Genomic DNA, 14,038 nt, shown 5'->3' on the forward strand with positions numbered 1-14,038 from the left:
AAATACTTAGCTCTGAGGTAGTAGAATGACAAGTGCTCGCCTCAATGTATTAAGCCTGGCTGTGGCCGTTGCAATCAGCTCTTCCATCATTGCCAGCCAGGCACTGGGTGATCGCAGGCTGCTAATAAAGTCTGTCGATATTCTGGACAGTGTACACGTAGAGTATACCCAGAGCGAGGTCATGGTTCAGCCAACCTTAGGTGATGACCGACAACCCATACCCAAATCCTTCACAACCACCTACACTTATCTGACTCAAACCAGAGCAGGCTACGAGGTTCCTTCTCAAGGCTTCACGGACGTTCTTTCTGGCATCGAGGGAGGTGTTTCCAGTGTTGATCTGTTTGAAACAGACGAGAATGACGTTGCCCGCAAATACACCAAAGTCCTCAAGGTAGGTAATGAGGGGGTCTTCAGGTTTACCCATAACCTTGCCAAAAAGGAACTGGTCATTGAAGTCAGAAACGAAATGACCGATCAGAATTTAATTGAAGCTATTTTAACTCAATCAGGCGACACCCAACCATTAGAACCCTTAACAAAAGTTGCCAGCCCCGAACTACTAACCGCAGTACTGAAAGGCGTCAGTGGAAGTATAGGAAACCTTGGCGAAGTTGATAATTACGTTGCCCTTGCCACTATTGAAGTAGACGAAGTTAAAGTTGACGGGCGTACCTTCATGCGTCTTATCGCAACCGACGATCAGCCCCCGGATCTGCAACGCCTGGGTCAATCGCTCTTTGTCAATGATGAAGCTCTTTTCGCAGCCGCCACATCTGCCTATACCCAGGTTCATCTTCTGGGGAAGGATTTACAACAGGAAGCCCTGAATGATCTGTTGTCCTACCATAAACCCATCGGCTACGTTGTATACATTGAGGATGACTCACAGGCTTATCCTGTGCCCGCTGGTTATCCAAAGCTGGAAGTGAAACAGGCTCCGGGGGAAGCTATTGTTTTCCATAGTCAGAAGCAGAATCCGACTGACATCGCTTTTGTGGAAAGCCTCTATAACCTCCTTCAAAAAGACATCACTGACAACAGCATTCCTCCGGCAACAGCTCAGGTAGAAAAAGATAAGGTCAAAAGTTACCAGTACGTCATTCGAAGCAGGCAAATGGCATTGCTGGAGGAGATAGCTGTTCAGCTCAATAGTGAGCCTGGCAGAGCAAAACTGATTACGCTTGCATACTATGAATCTCTCCAGCAGGCATTAAGCAGTGCTACTCCGGAAAAAACAGATAACTTTGAATTCACATCAGGACACATCAGATTGGCTTCGTCAATGGCCACGCCAACCTGGATGCACAGTCAACTCGTAAAACACTTCAGTTTCAAACCCGCCATTAAAAATTTTCTGACCAGTCAGCTCTTTATTCAGAATATTCAGGAAGTAACAACCATTATAAGCCGTATCAACGAAGCGCAGGCCGATGTCTTTGAGGACAACAGAAAGTTTGCTTTCAAAGTCACAGACGACATGGCCAGACAGCTGAATAAGATAGAAAGCGAGCTGGAAGAGCAGCAGCAGGTAAAAGAAGTCAGACTCACTCAGCTTGAAAAAGAGTTAATGCTCATAAGGAACAGAGTCTCTGATGATGTAAAGAGTAAAGTCAGACTACTTCAACGCAGGAAACAAGTTGAGGATGAGTTTGTACAGGTTCGTAACCTGATGAGAGGGCTGCAAAACCAGTCACAGAAACTTCAGCAGGAAGTCAGAGGAATTCCAAAGCTGGAACAACGCGTACATGATACCAGAGCAGATATCGCAGCTGTCAGAGCAAATGCCAGAAAAGCATTCAACGCTGAACTGGCAGACGATCTTGGTATTGATGACTGGGATGATAGCAAGCCACTCAAAGAACAAGTCAGACTGATCAGAAAAAAAATTGATGAAGTCTTCAGGCTGACGGACTCAATGGATCCGCCTGTGGGAGATTCTCCCAAAGAAATACTGGCGGCCCTGGAATTACGGCTTGGTATTTTTCTGGTCACTGAAAAGGATCCGGCTGCCCACTTTGAGTTCATTCAAAGACAATTTCATAAATACGCAGAACAGAACCATGAGGTGCTCCTTGAGAAAATGGGTATCGTTGAAAGAGTGCTGGGTCTGGCTCCGAAAAACAATGATGACCTGATAGGCCGTCAATATGCCATTTATCAGGCCATTGAGCAGTGCCTCAAGCAGTCGACAGTTCCGCTCGACCAGGAACATTCTTTTCCGCAACAGGGCGCCAGAACAGATGCTAAAAAAGAAGCTGAAATCAAAGCCTTCAATGCAGCCACTGCCAGACATTTAAACATTAAGGATTTTGATAGCAATGCAGACATTGACTCTCAACAAAAGCGGCTGTTTCACAGATTTAAGTCACTGAATGCTGCATTAAAGCGTCTTGATGAAATGAATGTTGAACAAGATCAACTGTTTAACAGATTTCAGTCAATGAATGCTGCAATCGACGAATATCTGGAAAAGCTGCTTTGGAGTATTCGAAAACCCGATACCAAATACAGTTCGCAAGAAGATGACGTCAAAGTCAAGCAAGATGCTGTGGCAAAAGATTTACCCGTTCCAATGGATGAAGAAAGCACAATAGAACAACGCGACACGCTGATAGAAGGAATACATGGCCGTTCCTACAGTCCTACAAATTCTAAAGAACAACTGGACGACACCAGGAGACCGCCCCCCTCCAAAGCCAGGCCTGAAGTCATCAGAGAGCTGGGAGCTTTAAAAATGGCTTTGCAGAAGCGCCTCGGTGAAGAAAAAGATTTGTATTTCCATAGCATGGTCATTTCTGAAGACATCAAGAAATACATCAGAGAAGCCAGAAAGCATTCAGAGGAAGAAGCCCTGATCGTACTGGAAAACCTGGAAAGTTTATTCAACATCAAAATCAATGAAGGAGATGACAAAGCAGTAAGACTTCAAAGGCTTCGTACAAGGCTTGATGATGGTGGTGATATCACGCCCTATGAGCTGGACGAGATGGACAAGATCCTGTTTTGGGAAGCTGACAGCACTGCTCAGGAGGATCCGGCAGAGAGGGATATCAGACTCGGCAGGTTTCGTGAGCGTCTTACCTTTAAAGTCGAAGAATCGCAGCAACGAGCCAGAGAAAAACAGGCAGAATATCTTGCCACTGTGGAGGATGAGCTAAATATCGATCCTTATGAAAACCCTGCCGCTAAAGAAAGAGGCAGAACTTTGACAACTAAACTGGCCAGTATTCTAGAGGTAAAGTTTGCTGCAGGTGCCAGCCTGTCTGACCATCAGTATGATCTGAGACGCAGAATTAAGGTAGTACGGAATAAAGTAAACACAGCCGTTAAAGATAAAAATGATGAATCTATCAAGAGAGTCTATAACAACAGAATTGCTCATCGACTTAACATTGAAGACTATCAGGATGATGCCACTATAGCCGACCAAAACAGTCTGATTGATGCAAAACTCCAACAGCTGGACAAAGACGTCATTGTAGCGGGCCAGCCTGATATTGATGAACGTATCGCCGCCATTGAAGATGAGCTTGACAGGCGAATGGCTCCTCAGGGTTCCAAGCCCCGATTCGTGCTTGATCGTTGTCTGGCTAAAGCCAGACGAGGACTGGAAGAAGCTGAAAGTGAACTGGCAGATGTTAATCGCAAACTGAATGCTATTGGTCACAAACAAGTCGTTTTTGTGAGTCGTGATGACGTTGAACCCATCTCGGATGAAGACGACAGAGCTTTCAATCAGGCAATGAAACATATTCAGACCGAACTGGGTCTGCCTGTGGGTGATGAGCAAACCCCTGAAGAACGAGTAGACGACATCAGACATTTCATGGGGGAGCAAGGTGCAGATAGACGAGATGAAATCGTTGAGCAACTGGGAGCTGTCGCAAAAGCTCTGAACATCCGGATAAAAGGCGGCCCGGGATCACCGCTAAAAGCTGACTACATTATTGCCATTTCCGCCTCTGCAGAGGCTCATGATTGGGACGAAATCAATGCAGCCGATGAAGCATTGGGTGAACTGCCTTTAACCAGGAAAAAATATTCTCAGGCCAAAGAATTCCTCCATGAGCATGACAGAAAAGCTAAGGACGCAGCATTTGCATTGTTGCAAAAAATTAGTGCACAAGAGAATCTGGATCTTAAAAAGGAGGGGATTAACCGTTTCGGAGACGCAGATCAAAAGGCTAAAACCGGACTTGAAAACAAAATGGCACTGCCGAAGACAGCCCCGGAACAAAAAAGTGACACTGAACCAGAAACATTGAAAACCCCGGAGGCTCATGAGGCAGAGATTAAAGCCACTGAAGATGCCCAGGGTCCTGAACCAGACTTTACTGAGAACAGAAAACGGGTTAATGCCCTGAGAAACAAACCTCAGGTCAGGGAATTCCTGGATAAGCATGACCGAGAAAGTATGGACGCGGCATTAGCAGAATTTCAAAAGAGTATTGCGTTGAAGAATCCGGATCATAGTAGAGAGGAGACTGAGAACGAAATTGAACCGCTGAATGCAGTCCTGAAGAAGAAAAGTGACGCTGCAGCAAAAGCTTTGGAAGTTCTGGAGGCTCATGAAGCGGATATTAAAACCACTGAAGAAGCCGTGGGTCTCAAACCAGGCACCAGTGACATCAGAAAAAGGGTTAATGCCCTTAGAATCAAAAGGGTAGAACTGGGTGGTAATGATGGTCATGGCTGCAAGATTCAGCAACTGATTCAGGAAAAGGCCCGTCTGACATTTGAGAGAGAAGCCTGGAAAGCAGACATTAAGAAAATGACGGAAAACCTGAAGACTGCTCAGGAAGCCGTCGATAATTATCGCGCTCCCTTCCAACACACGCCGAGACAAGTAAAAGTTTTGGACGCTATCCTCGAATTCATGCAGCAGCACCCTCTCAAAAAACAAGCCCTGGAGGCTGCATTTGGCCTGACAGAAGCAGCAATAGAGTACGGAACACCTTTCCTTACAACTTTCCATTTTGACGATGAATTTGCACCCATTCGCTTACAGGCATTGGTCGGAGACAGACTGACGTTTGAGCAGGCCAGTCAGATTGTGGAAGTCTTCAGGATTTTGCAGAGGGACTTCCCGGTAAGCCTTTACAAGCCTCTGGAAAATCAGCCTGTGGATGCGCTGGAAGAACTCGAGTATCTGGTTTTCAGAGCCAGGAATGAGATGGAAACAGGGGCTCAACATTACGACGATGTCATTAAACGCATAGGCTCAACAGGCATTCAACACTTCGGGTACGAAACAGAGAATTTGAAAGGCTTCTCGGAATACTTCGCCAGCCATTCGGTCAGTGGTAACAAGATCATAGCTCTGCTACGGGAGGGTCTGATCAGCAAGGTTGAACTTGAGAACTATATGAAGATCAGCAGAAGTATTGATGGTTATCTGACAGGGAACGAATTTGAACACTTCATTGGCTGTAGACAAGGCGTCCATGTGCATCAGTTTAAAATGGTTGTCCGGATGCTGTCCGACAAGGGTGTTGAGGAATTTATGAAAAGTGCCTTTACACCTGTGCCCACGATCGCAACTGGTCCGGTAGCGATGAAAGAGTCTGTTGCCGGCATGAAAGAGTATGCCACCGCTGTCGTCGCCAACTACATACTTGATGATATTGCCTTTGAAAATGGCCGCAGGACGGCAGCCTATCTGGCCAATATTCAGGATACCCTGACACCTTACGTCAATGCTGCTGACCTGTTTGAGTCAGACCTGATAAAGATTATCCATAGCGTATTGATGCAGGCTCACGCCGCTGCGGTTGAGTACCAGCTAATGGATTACTGGGTCAAACCTTCAGCCTCTCTGGTACAAGCTGTCACCTGGTACTACACCAGCTACAAACCACTACTGGCAGTGACTGGGGCCTGGAAAGCTGCCAAAGCGTCCTTGTTAAGCACGGTGGATCTCTACATTCTGGATCTCACTAACAGGGGTGATTACACGCACAGAATGATCATACCTTTTCAGCACTGGTTGGAACACTACGGTATTGATCTTGACCGAACCGGCCAATATGCCTACCACGGCGGAGTTGAAAAAGTCTCTGAAGTGCTCGGCGGGCTGTACATGCCGTATGGCAGGACTGCTTCTTCAGTCATACTGTTGACAATCGGCTCCAGGTTGTTCACCAGACAGTGCCATGCCAACCCGCATATGTATCGCAGTATTTCCCGTCTGGTGCCCGAAATAGTGAAATCCATAGGTTCCGGACAGGGGGTTCAGGTACCCCTGCTGCACAGGGTAACACCACAAACAGTGAAAACGCTGGCCTCCGCCACAGCCGGTCTGGTTCTGGGCCCGGTTTCCACTGTTGGAGCATACGCTCATGGTCTTATATTCGGAATTACCTACGTTCAAGCGTTAGGAATTGCACTGGCGTCGAGTCTCACTTTCGACTTCTTTATGAACGACAACAAGATGCTCACTCAATGGCTGGGTGGACCCTTGGGCCGAGGTCTCGACAAGATTAATCGCTGGCGGGGCGTGGGTGAAACGCACGATGAATATTTGCAACGTACGGCTGTTGCCTCTCCTCAACGCTTCACTGAAACCGATGAAGAATACGCAAACCGTGTTAAAGCAAACAACACGATGTTCGGCTGGACTCGACATGAAAATTATCTGCAGTTTCGTGAACGCCGTGATCGCACCATGAAACTGTTTGAGAATGGCTGGGAGAAATACTTCAGGGAAAATGTGCCTAAATGGTCGTTTTCCCATGCAGAAAGTATTCCTTACTCCTACACTCTGGGCACCTTCTACAATTGGCAACAGGGCGATGACAAGAAGGCGCCTGTTCATGGTAAGAGAAACGCATCTCAATAAAGCTTTATATCGACCACCTCAGGCGAGCTCGAAACTGATGACAAGTGGGGCAAGCAGGAAAAGTCGCATAAGCGGAAAAGTCCTGTTGAATTAATCAGGCAACAGGCAACGACCTGCAATGACCGCTAAGACGCTAACGTCAAGTGTCACCTTTCCTTCTGAGCCCGACTTCTGAGCCAGCAAAGTCTGAAGCCAATCAAACAAGCGATTAAAAGCCGCTTCCTCATTGGTTGTGGCAATTTGTGGCAATCGATTTTCACAGTACTGAAAATACTTAGCTCTGAGGTGGTAGAATGACAAATGCTCGCCCCAATGCGCTGAGCCTTGCAGTGGCCGTTGCAATCAGCTCTTTCATTATTGCTACCCAGGCACTGGCCGATCGCAGGCTGCAGACAAAATCTGTCGATATTTCCGACAATAAACATGTAGAGTTTACCCACAGCGAGGTCAGGATTCAGCCAACTTTAGGTGATGACCAGCAACCCATACCCAAATCCTTCACAACTACCTACCCTGATCAGACTCAGGCCAGAGCAGGCTATAACGTTCCTTCTGAAGGTTTCACGGACGTTCTTTCTGGCATCGAGGGTGGTGTTTCCAGTGTTGATCAGTTTGAAACAGGTGACAATGACGTTGCTCAGAAATACACCAAAGTTCTGAAGGTTGGTAATGAGGGGATCTTCAGGTTTACCCATAACCTTGCAGAAAAGGAACTGATCATTGAAGTCAGAGACAGGATGACATCCCGGAATTCAATCAGGGCCGTTCGCGCTCAATTGGCCGACACCGAACGTTTAGAACCTCTGACAAAAATTGCCGACCCCGAACAACTGGCCGGAGTATTGAAAGCCGCCAGTGAAAGAGCAGGAAGCCTTGGCGCAGCGGATAAGTACACTGTTCTTGCCTCCATTAAAGTAGACGACGTTGAAGTGAACCGGCGCACCTTCATGCGTCTCGTCGCTTCAGGCGATCAGCCTCCTGAACTGCAGCGGCTGGATAAATCGCTCTATATCAATGATGAGGTTCTTTTAGCCGCAGCCACCTCAGCCTATACCCAGGTTTATGTTCTGGGAGAGATTTTACAACAGGAAGCTCTGAATGAACTTTTGGCATACCAGAAACCTGTCGGATATGTTGTACACGCTGAGGATGAAACAGAGGCTTATTATGTGCCTGATGGTCATCCAAGACTGGAAGTGACACAGACTCCGGGGGAGATTATTGTTTTCCGGGGTCAGAAGCAGAATCCGACCGATATTGCTTTTGTACAAGGCCTCTTAAACCTGAGAGAGGAAGATATCGCTGATACCCCCGCTCCAGCAGTCAGGGTAAAGGTTAAAAAAGACAGGCTCAAAAGCTATCAGTACATCATCCGAAGCAGGCAGATGGCAATGCTTGAGGAGTTTGCTACGGATCTGGCTGCCTATTTCGGTGTTGAATTTAAAGAAAATAAACTGTTGATGCTTGCACGCTATGAAGCGCTTCAGCAGGCATTGACCAGTGCTAATCCCGATAATGCAGATGAATTTGAATTCACACCAGCACATATCAAAGTCGCTTCCTCGGTCATGACGCCAATCTGGATACAGGTGCAACTCGAAAAGCACTTCAACTTCAAACCGTTACTGAGAGATCTTCTGACCAGCGAGCAATTTGTTCAACAAGTTCAGAAAGTTATACCCGTTGCAACGGAATTGTCTGCCGATACTTTTGGAGACGACGCCAGGTTTGCTACCCGAGTCTTTGGCGACATGACCAGACAGCTGCTTGAGATGGAAGACAAGCTGGAGGGGCTGAGTTTAAAAGCAGGCAAACTCGGCGAGCTTAAAAACTTCTTACAGTATTTAAGTGAAATAGCCAATATCAGCGTAGCGAAAAAGCAGAGAGCACAAGAACTCAAGAGGCTAATTGACGAGCAGCTGGAATGGCTTTTTCAAGATTGGAAACACGTGAAAAAATGGGTCGATAAACTTCGCCAGGAAGCCGATCAAATCCCGGAGCTGGAACAACAAGTTCGTGTCGCCAGAGCGAAAGCCACAAAATTTCGCAACTCTCAACTGGCAGCAGAACTTGGCATTGATGACTGGGATGATACCCAGCCCGACAATGAGCAAGAGAGACTCATCATAGAGAGGATTGATGAAATCATCAGAGCAGTTGCCTCAACAGCTGCCGTAACAGAAAAGTCTAAGGAAAAGACAGTTAAAACAAAACTCGCGGCTATTGAGGATCTGCTGGGTCTGGATCCGGATAACCAGGATGATCTGGAAGCTCGTCATCAGGCCATTAATCAGCAACTTGAGCAACGGGTAGCTCAGGCAGGTCATCAAGTTTTTCAGCATCAACAACTGGAAAACCGATTATGGTTAAAGGATCTTCAGGAAGAAGTCAGTCGAATTCCAGCGCTGCAAAAAGAATTTCGTGACTCAATACTGACAGAAAGAGAAGATTACAACACTCAAATGGCAAAAGAGCTTGGTATTGAGAACTGGGATAATACTGAACCACCAGAAGAGCAAGCCAGACTCATCAGACAGAAAATTAATGAAATCAGCCGACCTGTTGCGACAACAGATGCCCCGACAGAACAGCCTCGGGGAGACGCTGTAAAAGCAAAACTGGCAGCCATTGAAAACGAGCTTGAGATTAATCCAGCCAGTGAAAACGATCTGGATGCCCGCTACCATTTTATTCAAGAGCACCTGCAAGAAAAGTTAGAACTCACTGATAAGGCAATCGACAACAGACTGGCTACCATTGAAGATCAGCTCGGACTGATCCCGAATAACGACAATGAGCCGGAAGTCCGTTGCCAGACCATTCAAAAACAATTGAAGCAGAAGCTGAAGCTGGCTCAGGTCGATAAGGAACTTCTTCAGAGCACCGGAACATATACTGAAGAACTGACTGCAGTCAAAGCCCGCTATTTAACCATTGCTGCGCAACTAAACATTGAGGATTTTGACGGCAATGCCGAAATTTTTGCGCAGCAGGATCGTCTGCTTATGAAACTACAGACCATCAATGTTCATCAAAAACACAGGCTTAAGAAACTTGAGGCAATCAATGTTCAGGACGGGATGAAAGAAGCTTCCCTCAAGGTCAGGGAAAATGCTCTGGCGAACATTCTCGGTGTAGAGATGAATGAAGAGCGCACATTAGAGGATCGAAGCGCCCTGATAGATGCAGCCTATAGCAAGGTTATCGAGTTTGCAGATTTGCAAGAAAAACTGAAAGACATCAGAACTCCGGGGCACCCCAGAGCCAAACCGGAAGTCCTCCGGAAACTGGGTGCTGTAGAAAAAGCTCTGAAGATGAAAGACCTCAATGAAGAGGACGATGTCTACCACCGTCGTCAGGCTATTGCTGATGACATGCAGACATACATCAAAGAAGCTGCCCAGCGGGCAGAGGAAGAGGCTCTGGAAATACTGGAAACAATGGAGGAAATACTCAACATCAAAGTCAATGAAGATGATGACAAAGCAGCAAGGCTTTGCAACGTGCGCTTAAAACTTGACGGCGAAGATGTTTCAGAAGACCTGCTGGATCAGATACATAATGCCCTCGGAGTAGAAGTCAGAACACTACTGGATGAGAAGGCTATGAAACTCGATTGGCTTCGAGTGCGTCTTGACTATAAAGTCGAGAGTTGGGAGGAGCGAGCCAGAGATCAACAGACAAAATGGCTTAAAGCAATAGAGGAAAAGTTGAACATCAAACCGGATGAAAACGCTTTTGCCAAAGAAAGAGACGAGGTATTGGTTTTTAGACTGGCCAGGGATCTGGAGGTGGAATTAGAAAAAGATACCAACCTGTCTGACCAGAAGGATGTTCTGAAAGCCAGAATTTACGCATTATTGGATGAAGTAAACGAAGTCTATGAAGATGAAAGTGTCAGAAGAGACAGAAATAATGCAATGGCTCGTCAACTCAACGTTGAAGACTATAAGGACGATGCCGGCATCGACGAACAGAACAGTCTGATTGAGCAAAAACTGTACCAGCTGGATGTCGAAGTTAAAAAAACGGCTGAGCCTGATGTCGATGAGCGTATCGCCGCCATTGATGATGAGCTTGACAGGCTAATGGCAGGCCTGGGACCTAAACCCCGATACGTTCTTGATCGTGAACTGGCCACCGTCAGGCGAGCAATAAATGAAGCTGAAAGTGAACTGACAGATGATCATCGTAAACTGGCGACTCTGACTCCTCATCGCAAACCATGGTTGTCTGAGATTCACGATGATGTCCAGCCTGTCTCGAATGAGGACGGCAGGGCTCTCAATCAGGTAACGAAACGAACTCAGAGCAAATTGGTTCTGTATACAGATAATAAGAAAAACCTCGAAGAACGTTTAGACTACCTAACACGTTTAATTGAGATGATCGATGCCAAATTACAAGATCAGGCCATTGATACACTGGAAGCTGCCGCAAAAGATCTGAACATCCAGATAAAAGATGACTTCGGATCACTGAAAGCATCTGGTTATCTCATTAAAGTCTCCACAAGTTCTCATACGCCTGACGAAATCAATACCGTCGATGAGGCATTGGGGGAACTGCCTTTAACCAGGAAAAAGTACTCTCTGATCACGCAATTCCTGCGTGATTACGACAGGAAAATTATCGGTCTGGCCTCTGAACTGATTGGAGTGAATTCTGCACAAGAGAATCCGGATCCTGAAAAGCAGAAGACTACCGATTTTGGAAGCATTGATGAGAAGGCTGAAACCAGAAATAAGAACGAAATAGAGCAGCTGAATCCCACCCCGAGGAAGAAAAGTGAATTTTTTTCAAGAGCGAAAAAAATTCTGTCGGAGAATGAAGAGGCTCTTGAGGTCACTGAAAAAGCCCTGGGCCTCAAGCCAGGTGCTTCTGACACCAGAGCACAACGGCTTATTGCCCTGATGAACAAACAGATAGAACTGGGCGGGATTGATGGTACTGGTGGCAAGATCCAGCAACTGATTCAGGAACAGGCTCGTCTGGAAGCCAAGATTGAAGCCGGGAAAGTAAACATTGAAAGAATGAAGGAAACTCTTAAGACTGCAGAAAACGCCGTCCAGAATGAGGGTGGCCCCTCTCAGTTTACACTGAAGCAGGAAAAAGCCCGCAAAGCTATGCTCCTGTTCATGCAGCAGCACTCTCTCAAGAAGCAGGCTCTGGAAGCCGCAATGGGTTTGGCAGAGTCTGCAGAAAGGAATGGTAAGTTAGTACCCTACCTTGCGACTTTTAATTTTGACGGTGAATTTGCACCGATTCGCTTGCGGGCTATGGTCGGAGACGACCTGACGTTTGATCAGGCCGGACGGATTGTGGAAATCTTCAGGAGTCTGAAGACTCAATCCCCGGCAACCCCACTGGAAGATCAGCCTCTAAGTGCCCTGGAAGAAGTCCAGCGTCTGATGGACAGTGCCAGAATGGAGTTGAAAAAAGGCACACAGCTATACGACGATGAAATCTTTGGCATGGGCTCAGCAGCCATTCATTACGTAGCGCATGAACCAGGGGACCAGAAAAGCTTCCCGGAATACTTCGCCAGCCATTCTGCCAGTGGTAACAAGCTCATCACTTTGCTCCGTGAAGGTTTGATCAGCAAGGTTGAACTTGAGAACTTTATGAAGGCCGTCAGAGGTGTCGATGGTTATGAGGTAGAGGGTGAATTTGGACACTTTATTGCCTGCAGACACGGTGCCGACATTCTTCACTTCTGCAAGGTTGTCAGGATGCTGTCCGACAAGGGTGCTGAGGAGTTTATGCAGAGTGCCTTTATTCCTGTGACCGTGACTGCCCCTAGCCCGGCAGGTATGAAGGAGTCTGTTGCCGGTATGAAAGATTATGCAGCGGCTGTCATCGCCAACTACGTGCTTGACGATATTGCCTTTGAAAATGGCCGCAGGACAGCAGCATTTCTGGCCAATACTCAGGATACCCTGACACCTTACGCCAATGCTGCCGGACTATCGGAATCAGAACTGATCAAGGCTATTCATGACACATTGATGCAGGCTCATGCTGCAGCGGTTGAGCGCCAGCTAAAGGATTACTGGGTTAAGCCTTCAGCCTTTCTGGTACAGGCTGTCACCTGGTACTACTCCAGCTACAAACCTCTACTGGTGTTGGCTGACGCCTGGCAGGCTGCAGTACTATCGCTCACAAACATGTCTTTCCTCTATCTCCTGGACCTGACCAACAGGGGTGATTACACGCACAGGATGCTGACACCTTTCCAGCACTGGATGGAGCGCTACCGTGTTGATCTTGACCGAACTGGCCAATATTTCCGGCACACTGAACTTGAAAAACTCTCTGAACTGGGCGGGCTTGCAATGCCGCTGGGTAAGGCTGCTTCTTCAGTCATTCTGCTCAGAACCGGCTCCATGTTGTTTGCCAGACAGCACCATGCCAACCCCCGGATGTATCGCAGCATTTCCCGTCTGGTACCCGAAATAGTGAAATCCATGGGTTCCGGACAGGGGGTTCAGGTACCGCTGCTGCACAGGGTGACCCCACAAAAAGTGAAAACGCTTGCCTCTGCCGCAGCCGGTGTCGTATTAGGTCCGGTAGCCACAGTCGGATCATACGCCCACGGACTTCTATCTGGGTTCACCTATGCTCAAACCTTTGGATTCGCTCTGGCGTCGAGTCTCGCTTTTGATTTCTTCATGAACGACAACAAGATGCTCACTCATTGGCTGGGTGGACCTCTGGGGCGAAGTCTTGACAGGATTGATCGCTGGTGGGGCCTGGGTGAAACAGACGATGAGTATTTGCAACGCACCGCTGTTGCTTCGCCTCAGGGCTTCAGTGAGACCGATGAAGAATATGCAAGCCGTGTTAAAGCCAACAACACGATGTATGGCTGGACTCGACACGAAAATTACCTGCAGTTCCGTGAACGCCGTGATCGCACCATGAGACTATTTGAGAATGGCTGGGAGAAATACTTCCGGGAAAATGTACCTAAATGGTCGTTTTCCCATGCAGAAAGTATCCCTTACTCCTATACTCTTGGCGCCTTTTACCAATCGCAAAAGGGCGATGATCAGAAGTTTCACAATCATGATAAGAGAAATGCCCCTCAATCAGGCTTTTTACCTGCAACCTCGGCGGCATACAGTCTTGATTAAAAGCTGCTTGTCCGTCCAATCATTTTTCACAGCAATATTTTTCACAGCAATAAAAGCACCC

At 47.2% G+C, this 14,038-nt stretch carries 2 protein-coding genes; both read left to right on the plus strand.

The features are described 5' to 3' along the window. The first annotated feature begins 25 nt into the window (after positions 1-25). The gene (locus ACOJUO_RS25240) at positions 26-6,841 is read left to right on the plus strand and encodes a hypothetical protein (protein ID WP_422138558.1); all 6,816 of its coding nucleotides are present in this window, start codon (positions 26-28) and stop codon (positions 6,839-6,841) included. Positions 6,842-7,134: 293 nt separating this feature from the next. After that, positions 7,135-13,977, plus strand: coding sequence for a hypothetical protein (locus ACOJUO_RS25245; protein ID WP_422138559.1), 6,843 nt, complete (start codon positions 7,135-7,137; stop codon positions 13,975-13,977). Positions 13,978-14,038: the final 61 nt, after the last annotated feature.

This window comes from Endozoicomonas sp. ALC020 (assembly GCF_049275935.1).
Classification (GTDB): domain Bacteria; phylum Pseudomonadota; class Gammaproteobacteria; order Pseudomonadales; family Endozoicomonadaceae; genus Endozoicomonas_A.